Annotated in this window: 13 protein-coding genes; 10 read left to right on the top strand and 3 right to left on the bottom strand. The window is 37.8% G+C overall.

The genetic code is table 11. From position 1 onward, the window contains the following. Nucleotides 1-7: 7 nt before the first annotated feature. Nucleotides 8-2272, bottom strand: a complete 2265-nt coding sequence (locus tag DV872_RS16235) for an aconitate hydratase (protein ID WP_114630999.1) — start codon at nt 2270-2272, stop codon at nt 8-10. Nucleotides 2273-2454: 182 nt separating this feature from the next. On the opposite strand from DV872_RS16235, the gene sppA reads away from it, so the two are divergent. Then, nucleotides 2455-4239: a signal peptide peptidase SppA gene (sppA, locus tag DV872_RS16230; RefSeq protein ID WP_114630998.1), complete on the top strand. Its 1785-nt coding sequence runs from the start codon at nt 2455-2457 to the stop codon at nt 4237-4239. Here sppA and DV872_RS16225 read toward each other — a convergent pair. After that, nucleotides 4221-5831 (bottom strand): sulfatase-like hydrolase/transferase, encoded by a 1611-nt coding sequence (locus DV872_RS16225; protein WP_114630997.1) that lies wholly within the window; start codon nt 5829-5831, stop codon nt 4221-4223. The two genes, sppA and DV872_RS16225, sit on opposite strands and share 19 nt — an antisense overlap. 123 nt (nt 5832-5954) lie before the next feature. Here DV872_RS16225 and DV872_RS16220 point away from each other — a divergent pair, with 123 nt between their 5' ends. Further along, a complete protein-coding gene (locus DV872_RS16220) occupies nt 5955-6419 on the top strand; it encodes an NfeD family protein (protein WP_114630996.1) in 465 nt (154 codons plus the stop codon). Nucleotides 6420-6449: 30 nt separating this feature from the next. Then, nucleotides 6450-7370, top strand: coding sequence for an SPFH domain-containing protein (locus DV872_RS16215; RefSeq protein ID WP_114630995.1), 921 nt, complete (start codon nt 6450-6452; stop codon nt 7368-7370). Between the two features lie 60 nt (nt 7371-7430). Here the strand turns inward: DV872_RS16215 and DV872_RS16210 are convergent, their stop codons facing one another. After that, nucleotides 7431-8642 carry an integron integrase gene (locus DV872_RS16210; protein WP_114630994.1) on the bottom strand — a complete coding sequence of 404 codons (1212 nt, stop codon included), beginning with the start codon at nt 8640-8642 and terminating at the stop codon, nt 7431-7433. Nucleotides 8643-9449: 807 nt separating this feature from the next. Between DV872_RS16210 and DV872_RS16205 the strand changes: the two genes are divergently transcribed. From DV872_RS16205 to DV872_RS16170, 7 genes are all read left to right on the top strand, one after another. Further along, on the top strand, nt 9450-10973 hold the full coding sequence (locus DV872_RS16205) for a serine/threonine-protein kinase (RefSeq protein WP_114630993.1): 1524 nt from the start codon (nt 9450-9452) through the stop codon (nt 10971-10973). 147 nt (nt 10974-11120) lie between these two features. Further along, nucleotides 11121-11780 (top strand): hypothetical protein, encoded by a 660-nt coding sequence (locus tag DV872_RS16200; protein ID WP_114630992.1) that lies wholly within the window; start codon nt 11121-11123, stop codon nt 11778-11780. Between the two features lies 1 nt (nt 11781). Beyond that, nucleotides 11782-12267, top strand: a complete 486-nt coding sequence (locus DV872_RS16195) for a super-infection exclusion protein B (protein ID WP_158547008.1) — start codon at nt 11782-11784, stop codon at nt 12265-12267. Nucleotides 12268-12336: 69 nt separating this feature from the next. Continuing rightward, nucleotides 12337-13080: an adenylate/guanylate cyclase domain-containing protein gene (locus DV872_RS16190; RefSeq protein ID WP_114630990.1), complete on the top strand. Its 744-nt coding sequence runs from the start codon at nt 12337-12339 to the stop codon at nt 13078-13080. Between the two features lie 668 nt (nt 13081-13748). Further along, nucleotides 13749-14408, top strand: coding sequence for a hypothetical protein (locus DV872_RS16180; protein WP_114630992.1), 660 nt, complete (start codon nt 13749-13751; stop codon nt 14406-14408). A 1-nt stretch (nt 14409) separates the two neighbouring features. After that, nucleotides 14410-14895: a super-infection exclusion protein B gene (locus tag DV872_RS16175; protein ID WP_158547008.1), complete on the top strand. Its 486-nt coding sequence runs from the start codon at nt 14410-14412 to the stop codon at nt 14893-14895. Nucleotides 14896-14964: 69 nt separating this feature from the next. Then, on the top strand, nt 14965-15708 hold the full coding sequence (locus tag DV872_RS16170) for an adenylate/guanylate cyclase domain-containing protein (RefSeq protein ID WP_114630990.1): 744 nt from the start codon (nt 14965-14967) through the stop codon (nt 15706-15708). Nucleotides 15709-16342: the final 634 nt, after the last annotated feature.

Below are 16342 nucleotides of genomic sequence, written 5' to 3'. Positions count from 1 at the left end.
TCAATTTTCAGGATTCTGATCTTAAAAGATTCAGTGCCGAACCTGATTTGAACCAGCGGATCTGCTCGTCATTCAGAGTATGAACTGCAACGATACTATCACTGCTCTCATCTGCATGATTCAGGACTATTTCCAGTTCAGATCCGGGAGAGAGTGAAGTCAGCCCCTTAACCGAGATCCTGTCATCTTCCTGAATCTTGTCATAGTCAGAGGGATCTTTGAAGCTCAGCGCCAGGATTCCCTGTTTCTTCAGGTTGGTTTCGTGGATACGGGCAAAGCTTTTTACCAGAACTGCCGCACAGCCAAGGAGTCTGGGACTCATGGCAGCATGTTCACGGCTGCTTCCCTCGCCATAGTTTTCATCACCTACGATTACAAACTGAAGACCCTCTTTCTTATAGGCCCGTGCATTGTCGGAGAAAGTTATCCCCCTAGCGGCGCTGTTCAGGTTTTTACCCACTCCTACTTCATCTGTGAAAGCGTTTGTAGCTCCGCTGAGCATGTTGTCGGAGATATTATCAAGATGGCCTCTAAACTTCAGCCAGGGGCCTGCAGGACTGATGTGGTCTGTTGTACACTTACCTTTGGCTTTGGCCAGAAGGGGGAGTGATTCGAAGTCAGAACCATCCCAGGGTGTAAAAGGTGTCAGGAGCTGAAGTCTCTGAGAGTCGTCTGCCACCATAACCTTTGTATCACCGCCTCTGGGTGCCTGGTAACCTGCCTTGTTGTCTTCATAACCTTTCTGGGGCAGGTCATCACCCCTGGGAGCATCAAACTTGACCTCTTCACCTTTTTCATTGACCAGTGTGTCGGTGTAGGGATTGAAATCCAGCTTACCGCTTATAGCCATAATGGTTACCATCTCGGGACTGGCCAGGAAGGAGAGGGTCTCGGGATTCCCGTCGTTTCTTCCTCTGAAGTTTCTGTTGAAACTGTTTACAAGAGAGTTTCTGGTCCCCTTGGGGATATCTTCTCTCTGCCACTGACCGATACAGGGGCCGCATGAGTTACTGAGCATTACGGCACCCCCTTCTTCAAGTGTCGCCAGCTGACCATCCCTGGCAATGGTGTCCTTAACCAGCTGTGAGCCGGGTGAAACCATCAGGGGCAGTGCGGGTTTAACACCCATCTCAAGAGCCTGTCTCACAATGGAGGCAGAACGGTCAATATCTTCGTAGGAGCTGTTGGTACAGCTGCCTATAAGGGCTGCAGTCAGATCTGTGGGCCAGTCCTGATCCTTCGCCTTTGCTTTCATTTCAGAAATTGCCGTTACCGCATCGGGGGAGTGGGGTCCTGAAATCTGGGGTTCAAGTGTACTGAGATCTATCTCGATAAGCATATCGTAGTAATCTGCAGGATTCTGAGCTACTTCAGGATCGGCGCAGAGAATATCGTTACTTTTATCTGCTGCCGCAGCAAGATCTGCACGGTCTGTGGATTTCAGGTAGGCGGCCATTCTGCTGTCGTAGGGGAAGAGGGAACAGGTTGCTCCAAGCTCGGCGCCCATATTGGTTATGGTGGCCTTACCGGTACAGCTGATGCTCTCGCATCCCTCACCGAAGTACTCAACAACCCTGTTGGTTCCGCCCTTTACAGTCAGTTTTTCAAGAAGTTTGAAAATTACATCCTTTGGAGAGGTCCAGCCCTGAAGTTTTCCTATGAGCTTAACTCCCAGAACCTCAGGAGTCTTAACTTCCCAGGCCAGTCCGGCCATTACATCAGAAGCATCTGCACCGCCAACACCGCTTGCAGCCATTCCCAGACCACCGGCATTGGGGGTATGAGAGTCTGTTCCGATCATCATACCACCGGGAAAGGCGTAATTTTCAAGAACAATCTGATGAATGATTCCTGCACCGGGTTCCCAGAAACCTATATTGTAACGGCTTGAGGCTGAGGCAAGAAATTCATAGACTTCCTTGTTTTCCTCATTAGCTCTTTTTAAGTCTGCATCGTTTCCGCTGTATGCACGGATAAGGTGGTCACAGTGAACTGTGGCAGGTACGGCGGACTCTTTTCTGCCGCTGAGCATAAATTGAAGGATTGCCATCTGAGCAGTTGCATCCTGCATGGCTACCCTGTCGGGCTGCAGAAGGAGAAAGCTTTTGCCCCTTGTAAGGTCCTGATTCTCAGGATCTCTCAGGTGACCGTAAAAAGTCTTTTCTGAAAGTGTGAGGGGTCTGCCCAGACGTTTTCTTATGGTTACCAGATTGCTCCGGGTCTTTTTATATGCATTTTCTACCAGATTGATTGGCGTTGTACGTTCTGCCATGAGATCTCCTAAGGTCTTTCTTTTTAGATTTATGAATATTATTACAGGAAAATCATTAAAAGATCAATTTATCCGTATAAATATTAGAATGAATGCATAAAATAGAATAGTTTTTGTTGAGACTGACAGAGATATTTTCTATATTCTAAATAAGAGTTTTGAATTTCAGGGAGCCCTGCAGCATGAATAAAACTTCAGGAAGAAGAGGATTCTTCTCCATATTTTTCTCATCAATAGACTTTATCCGCAAACTGATTCTCAATCTTATATTCTGGGGTCTTGTGGTTGCCGTCATATATTCTCTTATTCCTTCCAGGGTCAATATTCCTCAGGGATCGGTATTGATGCTTCAGCCGGTGGGCACAATCGTTGAGCGTAATGATTCAGAGCCCATGGCTGACTGGATGAGCTCATTTACGGGCAATGTCACAGAAACACCCCTGTTATATCTTTCAAGATCGATAAGAACAGCAGCGAAGGATGAGAGAATCAGCAGTCTTTTTCTGGATCTTTCAGGACTGCAGTATGCCTCTCTGGCAGCCTTGCAGGAACTTGAATCTGATCTTCAGTATTTCAAGTCAACGAATAAGAAGATTATTGCATGGTCATCATATTACAATCTTTATGCCGCTCTTTTGGCTTCGACGGCTGATGAGGTATATATGGATCCAATGGGGAGCGTCAGCCTCCCGGGATACTCGGTCTACAGAACTTATTATGCCGATGCCATGGAGAAATGGAATCTTGAGATGGCCTATTTCCATGCGGGAGAGTTCAAGTCATACGGTGAGCCCTACATAGCCTCGGAAATGTCTCGGGATATGAAGAGGGAGAACCAGCGCTGGCTTGATGAGCTCTGGGACCAGTATCTGAGTACTCTGGCCATAAACAGGGAGCTTTCATCTGATGATCTGAAAAACTGGATAGCACAATATCCGGATATGATTAAGGGAGCTGAGAACAGTGAAGCCGAGGCTGCATTGAAGGCTTCTCTTATAGATGGAATCCTCACTCCCATTGAACTGGATAAGGAGCTGGTCAGACTCACAGGTTCTGAGCGTAAAGATATGATCTGGGGCGGAGATTACCATCCTGTACAGGATGGAGCCATTCCGGGAGAAAAAGAAGTATACGTCCTTACGGCTTCCGGTCAGATTCACGGCGGTGAATCGAGACCCTGGTCTATCGGCTCAGACACTGTGGTGAACACTCTTGACCGTATTTCTGAAGATAAAAATATAGCAGCCCTGGTACTTCGCCTTGATACAGGCGGCGGCAGTGCTTTTGCCTCGGAGTTGATCCGCAGAAAGCTTGTTGAAATGAAAAAGAAGGGTACCCGCATTGTCGTCTCGATGGGGGGCGTTACGGCTTCCGGTGGTTACTGGATTGCCTCTGCAGCCGATGAAATATGGTCGGCACCCGGCACAATCACGGGTAGCATCGGTGTATTTACTATGGTTCCTCAAATCTCAGGATTTACAGAGGGGACTCTGAATCTCCATTCCGATGGGGTCGGGACAACCTGGATGAGTGGACAGGGAAGACTTGATCAGCCACTGAACGAACAGTCCCGGTCGGTATTCCAGACCACAGTAAACCAGACATATACTCAGTTCCTAGACCTTGTGGCCGAGAGCAGAAGCATGTCGGTCGGCTCTCTTAAGCCTCTGGCAGAAGGGAGAATCTGGACCGGAAACGAAGCATTGGCCAATGGGCTTGCAGATCATACAGGGACACTGAATCAGGCCATTGAATCGGCGGCGCTTCTAGCCCGGCTTGATGATTACAGAGTGGAGTACCACAAGGAAGAGCCTCTGAATATGGATGATGTATTAGGCAGTATCCAGGGAATCCGGATGTCTGGAATTTCTAAGTTCCTGGAGAGTCTGCTCCCTTCGGTCTCTGAAGATATACTCAATCTGAAACCCGGTCATGTCTATGCACTGTCTCATGTGGCAAATAGGTAGGTTTTTCCGTTTACTTCGATTTCAAAGTCCATGACCCTGGGCCACATGGCCGGTTTACATTGAGATTCCAGCTCCAGGACCTCTTTTAGAAGTTCCTGGGAATGCTCCGGGTATCGGGATGAAAGATCCTGAGATTCAGAGCGGTCAAGGATCAGATTATAAAGCTGATATTCCCCATTATTTTTATTATACATAAGCTTCCAGCCATCTTTACGGATCGAAAGGTTAAATCCGCTTTTCCAGAACAGAGCATCATGGGGTTCTTCCTTACTATCACCAAGAACAAAGGGAATCAGATTCACACTGTCCAGTATCCGGTCTTCCGGAAGATCAATCTCAATGGCTTCAAGAACCGTAGAATAGGTATCAATCAGGGTCACCGGGCTGTCATAGTTCGTATTTCGGGGTATTTTACCGGGCCAACTCATGATAAATGGAATTTCCAGCCCCCCTTCAAACTGAGTTAGTTTCCCCCCGGCCAGTTCGCCGTTCTCTGTGGCCAGGGTATAACTGGCACCACCGTTATCGCTTGCAAAGATAATCAGAGTATTCTCTCTGAGTCCCATATCATCGAGACCCTGCAAAAGCCTGCCTATGGCATCATCCAGATGTTTGATCATGGCCCCGTAGACTCGCCTGTTCTCATCCTCTATCTCAGGAAACAGATCATAATACTCACGTAACTCCTGAAAGGGAGTATGGGGTGCATTGTAGGCAGCGAGTACAAAGAAGGGCTTCTCAGAATTCCCAGCAAGATGGGATGAGATAAACTCAAGGGATTCCTCTGTGATGGCATCGGTGAGGTGACGTTTTTCATTGATGACAACACCATCTTCCTGAATGGCACTTGGACCTTTTCTCTTCTTATTCCAGATATGTTTCTCCCAGAAAAGATCATGTTCATAGCTCACAATCCCCTCATCATCGGGATCTGCAAAATATGTGAAGGCTTCAAGAAAACCGTAGAACTTATCAAATCCCCTGTTTAAAGGATGCTGGCTCTCCCCGTAACCAAGATGCCACTTTCCGATCAAGGCTGTTGAGTAATCCGACTGCTTAAGGACTTCCTGAAGATAGAGTTCACTTTGAGGTACACCTTGTTTTTCCATCTCCCTTTTATACGGAAACTTTCCCATGGGGACAGGATGCATTTCATCGCTGTCCACAAGGTACTTGAAGCTGTAATAAAGAAGCGGGAAAGTAGGGTAGAGCTGCATCGGCTGAGAATCAAAACCATATCTGTTCTGAACTCTTCCCGTGAGCATACCGGCTCTGGAGGGGGCACAGACAGGAGAGCTGGCATTCGCATCGGTGAAATAGACACCGGTGTCTGCAAGAGCCTCAAGATTGGGAGTCTTGAATCCATTAACTTCATCATACAGGGCCATATCATTACGCCCCAGATCATCGGCCATAATGATGATTACATTGGGTGATCGGGAACCCCTTGTAAGAGAATTAAGATAGTCCTTTTTTCCTGAAAGCAAATCATCATCTTCCAGTATATTCCAGTCCTTGCTGAATCGTGGAAATAGCAGCCAGAAAGAAAAGAGAACAAGAGCCGTTATTGATAATAAATATTTTCTGTTCATAGATGAAACTTTTCCCGAAATGCAGTAGGTTATGAACAGAATATCACATAATGTTGAATATTCATTAGCTATAAGTCTTAAAAAAAACTGGACTAATATCCCTAGGAGAGTAAGAATAGAGATATGGAAATATCAATGCCTTTAGAAATCGTAAACAACATGCCCTGGGTCTGGCTGACAATCGCCGTGATCATGACTGTCATAGAGGGTCTTACAATGGGACTCACAACAGTCTGGCTGGCCATTGCTGCCCTTATTTCAATGATTTTAGCCTTCTTCATTCCCTCAACCACTCTGCAGATAACAGTCTTTCTTGTTCTCTCAATCATTATGCTTTTGTTCACAAGACCCATTGCTGTCAAGAAGATGAAGCTGGGAAAAGAGAGAACCAACAGCGACCGAATGATTGGAATGAAGGGTATCGTACAAATCCCTGTATCACAGGACAATCCCGGACAGGTCAAAGTCGGTGGACAGATCTGGACAGCCCGGCCTGAAGATAAAGAAAAAAAGTACACAGTTGATGAGCAGGTTCAGGTGATCCGTATTGAGGGTGTCACATTAATCGTAGGTAATTCGGCAGAATAATTCTGCCTTTACATATTAAGGAGTATATAGATGAATACATCATGGTTATTAATTGCCTTTCTAGTCTTTTTTCTGATTCTTTTAATAAAAAATATCAGAATCGTTCCTCAGGCTCAGACATTTATTCTTGAGAGACTTGGTGCCTATCAGAGTACCTGGGAAGTAGGACTTCATGTGAAGATCCCTCTGGTAGACAGAGTTTCCAACAAGGTTTCAATGAAAGAAAATGTAATAGACTTTGATCCCCAGCCTGTTATCACAAAAGATAATGTTACCATGCAGATTGATACTGTTGTCTACTATCAGATTACAGATCCAAAGCTCTTCACCTATGGTGTCGACCGTCCTATTTCAGCCATTGAAAACCTCACAGCCACAACTCTGAGAAATATCATCGGTGACCTGGAACTGGATGAGACTCTTACATCAAGAGATATTATCAATACTAAGATGCGTGCCATCCTGGATGAAGCCACAGACCCCTGGGGCATCAAGGTCAACCGTGTTGAAGTTAAGAACATACTTCCTCCCCAGGACATTCAGGAAGCCATGGAAAAACAGATGAGAGCCGAGCGTGAAAGACGTGAGTCCATCATCCGTGCGGAAGGTGAAAAGAATTCTGCAATCCTTGTTTCTGAAGGTAAAAAAGCCTCAGCCATCCTGGAAGCAGAGGGTGCCAAGGCATCATCTATCCTACGTGCAGAAGCCGCAAAAGAAGTTGCTATCCGTGAGGCAGAAGGTGAAGCAGAAGCTATCCTCTCTATACAGCAGGCTACTGCCAAGGGTCTCGCCATGCTTAAACAGGCTCAGGTTGATGATTCTGTCATCAAGCTGAAAAGTTTTGAAGCCCTTGTAAAAGTAGCTGATGGTCAGTCTACTAAGATTATAATCCCTTCAGACATTCAAAACCTGGCAGGTCTTGTTTCTTCTCTCACAGAAGTCGCTAAATAATAGCTCTCTCTTTATACAAAAAACTTGACCCCGGGTAGTGTTCTATCCGGGGTTTTTTTCTCAACGATCATAGGGGCTGATAACTCCCATTCTATTCTTGCCGGCTACATGGGTATAAATCATTGTTGTCTCTACTGAGACATGTCCCAGCAAACTCTGTATCGTTCTAATATCATATCCGGCCTCCAGCAGATGGGTCGCAAAACTGTGGCGCAGTGTATGAATGGTAGCTCTTTTCTGTATTCCTGCAATTCTAAGGGCGGTTTTAAAACTTCGCTGCAGAGTAGAAGGATGAATATGATGCCGTAATGGCAGTGAGGTATAAGGGCAGAAGCTGAACTCCCTTGATGGAAACAACCAGAACCAATTCCAATCTGTTGAAGCATTCACATATTTACGTCTTAAGGCCGGTGCAATGGAAACACCCGGCCTGTTTTCCCTTCTGTCGCTGCAGTATACAGACTTGCAAACACTCATCTGCTCTTCAATGGAGGGTATCAGTTTTGTGGGTAGCAGAGTCTGACGGTCTTTATTCCCTTTTCCCTGGACAACAGTAATACAGTGTTTTTTAAGATCCAGATCTTTGATGCGTAGAGAAAGACATTCATTGAGACGCAGTCCTCCTCCATAGATGAGAGCTCCCATCAAAAGGTGAGTAGGGGGGAGATGAGAAAAAACGGCCTCTATTTCTCCTTTATCCATTACAACCGGCAGTTTTGCCGGAATCTTTGATCTTATACTTGTCTCGAGTCCATCAACAGAAGTCTCAATAATATTTCTATAGAAAAAAAGAAGGGCATTAAATGCCAGGTTTTGAGTGGATTGAGAGACCGCTTTTTCAACAGCCAGATAGGATATGAACTCTTTTAAATCCCTGCTCTCCAATTTATCCGGTGATTTCTCAGAAAACTCTGAAAAGCGGACTAACCAGTGCATATATGTTTTCTCTGTTTGATAAGATTTCTGCCTGAGACGGAGCACTTCCTGCATCTGTTTCTTAGCAGAGTCCCACTGCAAAATACCCTTATTAACTGACAAGATTTTCTTTGAATGTTCCAGACTGGATGTAAAATAATCATAATATTTTACAGCATCTACGGCCTGATCAATCTGCCAGGCCTGGTATAAATGCATCAGAGATTTTTGAAAGCCAACCATACTTTCCCCTGATTTCTTTATGTAGTTCTGATACAGAACAATCCACTGCTGATAATAAGGAATGGCCCCGGGATTTATGTTTGTGTTCTTTTCAAGATATTCAGTAAAGGTCATTTGTAAATACCCCCTAACTGTTTAAGAAGGAAAACAATCACCCTGCTTCAAACGTTTTTTAGAATTATCAGATCTAAAAACAGCTTTGGGCAATTGGGTATGTGTTCATATGTATTAACAGGAAATTATGGTCTTTTGATCAATATTTTATGGTTTTAGACATCAACTTGTACCTTTTGGTTGATATGAAAATTCTGAAATCACTGTAAAATAACAGAGGCATTCCAGTATTATACCGAATCAATATAAGAAGTTAATATCATTGCATATGTTGCACTTATATCAGAGTTATACGGTAATATTTCATGTTGATAGGGTTGGAGCAGTGGGGCCCTGGAATTATAGAGAACAAGTAAGAAATTATGTTCTAAAGGCTATTAATTATTTTTTGGTTTGAGGAAGTTATATTGTGTGGGATTGTGAATTTATTGCCTGCTTTTCCAGGTTGAACTGATTCCTGGCGGAACCTATCCGGCTGCGGCTGGCAGGAGTAGAGGAATGTGGAATTCGCCTTCGCCTAAACGTTGAATTAAGATCCTTGCCTGATATGGCCTCGGGTCAGTAGATATGGGCTTTAGAACAAGAAATTGTACCTGACACTGGTTATGGTCACCATTGTTGCAGTTCTTTTGCTGAGAGATGGTTTTTATGAGTCAGTTAATTTGTCTGGTTTCCATATGAATTATCTGGCAACAATGGCGCCAATACCTGGCCTTCGTCCAGGCCACCAGCGCATGTAAATTGGTAGTTAGATTGACAAGAAACTATTTCTAATAAAAATGTAATTTGTATCAGATTGGAGGAAAAATGACTATTCCGGAAATTAATGATGAAAATGGTAATATATATGAAGATTTTACTTTCTTTAAAAAAGGTGGTATGGGAGAAATATATAAGGGAAAGGAAAAAAAATCAGGTAAGGATATAGTCATTAAATTAGTTTTCATTGATTTACCAGATTATGAATCTTTACTTAAAACGGAACTAGATATAAGTGAGAAATTTTCTCATATGAATGTTGTCTCATCATTAAAATCAGGAAAAATAGAAATAGACGGAAATGATTATCTTTTTATGATCCAAGACTATTTTGAGAATGGTAATCTTCGACCATTGATTAATGAAAAGACATCAATAGATAGATGTTTTGATATGTTTTTCGATATTTTAAATGGAATGAGAGAGATCCATAAATATATCGTTCATAGAGATCTTAAACCAGAAAACATTCTCGTCGATTCGAATAATTCATTACTCATAACAGATTTTGGTTTAGCTAAATATATTGATGAAAAAACTCGTACTCGTTCTTTTAAAGGGGGCGGAACAATTCCATATATGTCTCCTGAATGTTGGACTGGGGATTCTAATACTTTATTAATGGATATTTACTCCCTCGGAATTATCTTTTTTGAGATTGTTACAGGACATCTACCCTATAATGCAAATACTGAACTAGAGTGGAGAGAATGTCACCTTTTTACGCCATTTCCTAGTATTTCAAAAAATCGAAATGGAAACTTAATTAAACTTGATCAGATCATACAAAAAATGTCAAATAAAAGGCCAAATCAACGGTATAAGACTATTGATGAAATTATAGATGCTATTAATAGTGCCAAATCAATACATCAAACGGATGAAAATGACACTGAAAGATTAGCTCAATTAGGAAATATTGCATTACAGAAAAGCAAGGCAATTGAATTGAAAACTCAACAAGAAGCAGAAAAAAAGAAAGAATGGATAAAATTTATTAATTTCGAAATTAGCGAACTACTTAATCAATTTAAGAATAAAGTTAATTCCATTAATGAACGCCTTGAAGATGGTAAATTGACTATAAAAGAACAATCGTATAATGAACTTTCAACGACAAGAAAGATGACAATCTCTTTTGGTAACAAAAGCATACAAATAGAATTCATGAATAATGAAGCAATTGAAAGAAATGATAAAGAGCAGAAAGAGCGATCAATAGAATTTCAAAAGCAAAGAAATCAAGGTTTTATAATGCAAAAACCAAAAGATAGTTTTTTTATAGAAAAAAATATAATTCAAATTGGTCTTGCTGAAACCAGTTTTAAGATTGGTGATAATGAATTCGGATTTAACTTGATTTTACAGAAAATTGATGGCAGTAATTACGGTGAATGGAAGATGATACAATTCTCAGAAAATATTACTCCACCAAAAACAAAATTCGGTATTGATTTAAGTAATTTTTTTGAACTCTTTAATAAGGTACATCATTCAATGTTTCATACGACAACAATAAAAGAGATAGAAGATAAAGACATAAATTCATTGATAGAAAAAATATTGATTTAATTGTTGCAATCTAACAATCGCATGCAACTGACAACTTTTTTGTCACCCTTTTTGAATTCTCAAAAAGGGCGCCAACCCTATGGGACAAAGTTGCAGCTGATGCGGGCGTTCTACAGAACAAAAGAGAAATAGGAGATATATCAAATAATGATCCATAAATTAGATTCTATTGATCACGAGAAGATTGATTTTTCAAAACAAGATATCGCTCTTATCTATAATGAAAAATTACCTTCTCTATTGGCGGATGATTTTGAGAAACATCTACAAGACTCAGAATTAGATATCCTAATATATAAACAACAGGAAAAAGGTCCATATGCAGGTATAGAGTGGTTAATGCCTTCATTAATTTCAGTCATAATTTTACAACCATATTTGAAATCGTTTTTTAGTGAAATGGGCAAAGATCATTATTATCTATTGAAAAATGGAATTAATAGCTTGGGTAAAAAAATAATAGGAAAGAATAAAATAGTTAACATTCAAACTTATACTGGAACCGATTCACCCAAAAAGGTGAGAAAGAAATATTCAAATCATTTTTCTATTTTATATGAAGTACAACCAAAGGTTCATTTTAAATTTATTTTCCCAAGCGAGATTAATTTTAAAGATTTTCAAATTGCCAATGAAGTTATTTCTAAATATATAGAATCTTGCTTGATGAATGAAACTCGGGTTTTAGACGTAATAAAACAAAATGGGAATATTATGTATAGTGGCAAGTTGATAATGACATATGATTTTAAAAAGAAGGAAGTTATTGTGTTAAATCCATTTTCTAAAGAAGATGAGGATTGTTAATTTGAAAGAATTTATTATCAACCTTTTTAACAGAATTAAACCTTCAGTTCATGTCTCATTAACTTATATATTATTATATTTTTTTATAATTTTTCTTATCCCAAATATTGTGTTAGAGAAAATGGGAATTGAACAAATAATAGTAGTTTTGAAACCCATCTTTTCAATATTTTTTATCCTGAGCATAGGATTTATAATTCAAAATCAAATTGAGCAACAACTTTATTTCAAATCACTACGTTCACATATAAAATCATTATCAAATGATGAGAAATCCTTTATGAATCGGTATTTACAGGAAAATCTATCATCAATACATGCGACTCCTTGTGAGGGTACAACTGGAAGTTTAGAAGCAAAGGGATTGATTTTTAGATCATCTCAATTAGGAATTCCAGGTTCGTTACAAAGTTTTCCTTATACAATTCAGCCATGGGTACTAAAGTATCTGAAAAATAATCCAAAATATATAAGAAATATTAATTAAAAAAACATTGTGCGGAAATATATAAGTTAGAGATTATATCTCGCAGTAGAACAATAAAAGGAAGTTTAATTGGCTGATTACGATTACAAAGAAGGTAAAACGAGAATAAAGAATATACTCAACAATAAAATGAAGGTAAACGAAGTAGATAAATTGCCAGGCGATGATCAATTTACATACACAAACTCTTACTATAGTTGGGTTACTGCTATATTTATCGATATTAGGGATTCTTCTGATTTATTTACTGATGAGGATAAAGAGAAGGTTTCAAAAATAATAAGGTCGTTTTCTTCTGAAATTATAGAAATATTAAGAAAAAATGAAAATCTACGTGAAATTGGAATAAGGGGAGACTGTGTATATTCAATATTCACTACACCACAGAAAAGCGATATTTATGATATTTTGCAGATGTCATTTTATATCAATACGTTTATGAAAATGATTAATAAATTACTGGATGATAAAGATTTTCCTAACATCAAGGTCGGAATTGGTATCTCTACTTCTAAGGAACTAGTTGTTAAAGCTGGAAGAAAAGATACTGGTATCAATAGCAAAGTTTGGATTGGCGATGCTGTTACAAAAGCTTCTAATCTATCATCTCTTGGTAATAGAGATGGATATAAATCAATAGTAATTTCTTATTGTACATATGATAATATAATTGATCAAATGGTTAAAGATTCAGGGGAAGAGGCAAAAAATTGGTTCAATAAAAGAAATACTAATAAATATGGCACTATTTATGATGCAAATATTGTTAAATCAACATTTGATAAATGGATAGATGATGGAATGAAAGGTTAGTTTAAATTGAAAGATATCGATTTTTTATTAAATAGTTACAATAATACCCAAGAGCTAATAAGATTTACAGATCAAAAAGTAGGATCTGTACTTATATTATGTGGAATAGAGATTTCTGTATTCATTACTATTTTTAACAGTTTAGAATTTAGTTTCTATAACTTATCCTTTTTTAGCATATCAACATTTCTTTTTGGGTTAATATTCTGTATTTCTATAATTACTATCCTATTTCTTTCTATACATAAAATCCTTAAGCCAAGGTATGCAAAGCATTATAAGAAGAATAACTATTCCCTATATTATTTTGAGCATGTAGCATTAAACTCAAAATCTAAACTAATGAAAAGAACTAGAACATTAAGTATTAAAAAAATGGAAAGAATAATTACTGATCAGTTGTATGAAGTTTCTGGAATCCTATATAAAAAGAACAAGTATTGTTCAATCATAATGGATATATTATTCATTAATATTTTGTCTTTAGTTTTATATGTAATTTTCAAGAATTCATTGTAAATGTCTGTAGAACAAGCTTTTGAAGCAGACAGCTCTACTGTCATATTCTGTGCAATTCTGCTTCGCAGGCACAGAATCCGCCAGCTTACGAGCAGCAGCTTAAAAGATAGTTCTACAGAACAAAAGAGAAATAGGAGATATATCAAATAATGATCCATAAATTAGATTCTATTGATCACGAGAAGATTGATTTTTCAAAACAAGATATCGCTCTTATCTATAATGAAAAATTACCTTCTCTATTGGCGGATGATTTTGAGAAACATCTACAAGACTCAGAATTAGATATCCTAATATATAAACAACAGGAAAAAGGTCCATATGCAGGTATAGAGTGGTTAATGCCTTCATTAATTTCAGTCATAATTTTACAACCATATTTGAAATCGTTTTTTAGTGAAATGGGCAAAGATCATTATTATCTATTGAAAAATGGAATTAATAGCTTGGGTAAAAAAATAATAGGAAAAAATAAAATAGTTAACATTCAAACTTATACTGGAACCGATTCACCCAAAAAGGTGAGAAAGAAATATTCAAATCATTTTTCTATTTTATATGAAGTACAACCAAAGGTTCATTTTAAATTTATTTTCCCAAGCGAGATTAATTTTAAAGATTTTCAAATTGCCAATGAAGTTATTTCTAAATATATAGAATCTTGCTTGATGAATGAAACTCGGGTTTTAGACGTAATAAAACAAAATGGGAATATTATGTATAGTGGCAAGTTGATAATGACATATGATTTTAAAAAGAAGGAAGTTATTGTGTTAAATCCATTTTCTAAAGAAGATGAGGATTGTTAATTTGAAAGAATTTATTATCAACCTTTTTAACAGAATTAAACCTTCAGTTCATGTCTCATTAACTTATATATTATTATATTTTTTTATAATTTTTCTTATCCCAAATATTGTGTTAGAGAAAATGGGAATTGAACAAATAATAGTAGTTTTGAAACCCATCTTTTCAATATTTTTTATCCTGAGCATAGGATTTATAATTCAAAATCAAATTGAGCAACAACTTTATTTCAAATCACTACGTTCACATATAAAATCATTATCAAATGATGAGAAATCCTTTATGAATCGGTATTTACAGGAAAATCTATCATCAATACATGCGACTCCTTGTGAGGGTACAACTGGAAGTTTAGAAGCAAAGGGATTGATTTTTAGATCATCTCAATTAGGAATTCCAGGTTCGTTACAAAGTTTTCCTTATACAATTCAGCCATGGGTACTAAAGTATCTGAAAAATAATCCAAAATATATAAGAAATATTAATTAAAAAAACATTGTGCGGAAATATATAAGTTAGAGATTATATCTCGCAGTAGAACAATAAAAGGAAGTTTAATTGGCTGATTACGATTACAAAGAAGGTAAAACGAGAATAAAGAATATACTCAACAATAAAATGAAGGTAAACGAAGTAGATAAATTGCCAGGCGATGATCAATTTACATACACAAACTCTTACTATAGTTGGGTTACTGCTATATTTATCGATATTAGGGATTCTTCTGATTTATTTACTGATGAGGATAAAGAGAAGGTTTCAAAAATAATAAGGTCGTTTTCTTCTGAAATTATAGAAATATTAAGAAAAAATGAAAATCTACGTGAAATTGGAATAAGGGGAGACTGTGTATATTCAATATTCACTACACCACAGAAAAGCGATATTTATGATATTTTGCAGATGTCATTTTATATCAATACGTTTATGAAAATGATTAATAAATTACTGGATGATAAAGATTTTCCTAACATCAAGGTCGGAATTGGTATCTCTACTTCTAAGGAACTAGTTGTTAAAGCTGGAAGAAAAGATACTGGTATCAATAGCAAAGTTTGGATTGGCGATGCTGTTACAAAAGCTTCTAATCTATCATCTCTTGGTAATAGAGATGGATATAAATCAATAGTAATTTCTTATTGTACATATGATAATATAATTGATCAAATGGTTAAAGATTCAGGGGAAGAGGCAAAAAATTGGTTCAATAAAAGAAATACTAATAAATATGGCACTATTTATGATGCAAATATTGTTAAATCAACATTTGATAAATGGATAGATGATGGAATGAAAGGTTAGTTTAAATTGAAAGATATCGATTTTTTATTAAATAGTTACAATAATACCCAAGAGCTAATAAGATTTACAGATCAAAAAGTAGGATCTGTACTTATATTATGTGGAATAGAGATTTCTGTATTCATTACTATTTTTAACAGTTTAGAATTTAGTTTCTATAACTTATCCTTTTTTAGCATATCAACATTTCTTTTTGGGTTAATATTCTGTATTTCTATAATTACTATCCTATTTCTTTCTATACATAAAATCCTTAAGCCAAGGTATGCAAAGCATTATAAGAAGAATAACTATTCCCTATATTATTTTGAGCATGTAGCATTAAACTCAAAATCTAAACTAATGAAAAGAACTAGAACATTAAGTATTAAAAAAATGGAAAGAATAATTACTGATCAGTTGTATGAAGTTTCTGGAATCCTATATAAAAAGAACAAGTATTGTTCAATCATAATGGATATATTATTCATTAATATTTTGTCTTTAGTTTTATATGTAATTTTCAAGAATTCATTGTAAATGTCTGTAGAACAAGCTTTTGAAGCAGACAGCTCTACTGTCATATTCTGTGCAATTCTGCTTCGCAGGCACAGAATCCGCCAGCTTACGAGCAGCAGCTTAAAAGATAGTTCTA

Source organism: Oceanispirochaeta sp. M1 (assembly GCF_003346715.1).
Taxonomy (GTDB): Bacteria; Spirochaetota; Spirochaetia; order DSM-2461; family DSM-2461; genus Oceanispirochaeta.
The sequence above is the reverse complement of the archived record's forward strand: the minus strand, read 5'-3'. Positions and strand labels throughout refer to the sequence as shown.

Coding starts and splice junctions, on each gene's coding strand:
- sppA (WP_114630998.1), top strand. CDS start 2,455: ATGAATAAAACTTCAGGAAGAAGAGGATTCTTCTCCATATTTTTCTCA.
- DV872_RS16220 (WP_114630996.1), top strand. CDS start 5,955: ATGGAAATATCAATGCCTTTAGAAATCGTAAACAACATGCCCTGGGTC.
- DV872_RS16210 (WP_114630994.1), bottom strand. CDS start 8,642: ATGACCTTTACTGAATATCTTGAAAAGAACACAAACATAAATCCCGGG.
- DV872_RS16180 (WP_114630992.1), top strand. CDS start 13,749: ATGATCCATAAATTAGATTCTATTGATCACGAGAAGATTGATTTTTCA.
- DV872_RS16225 (WP_114630997.1), bottom strand. CDS start 5,831: ATGAACAGAAAATATTTATTATCAATAACGGCTCTTGTTCTCTTTTCT.
- DV872_RS16215 (WP_114630995.1), top strand. CDS start 6,450: ATGAATACATCATGGTTATTAATTGCCTTTCTAGTCTTTTTTCTGATT.
- DV872_RS16205 (WP_114630993.1), top strand. CDS start 9,450: ATGACTATTCCGGAAATTAATGATGAAAATGGTAATATATATGAAGAT.
- DV872_RS16200 (WP_114630992.1), top strand. CDS start 11,121: ATGATCCATAAATTAGATTCTATTGATCACGAGAAGATTGATTTTTCA.
- DV872_RS16235 (WP_114630999.1), bottom strand. CDS start 2,272: ATGGCAGAACGTACAACGCCAATCAATCTGGTAGAAAATGCATATAAA.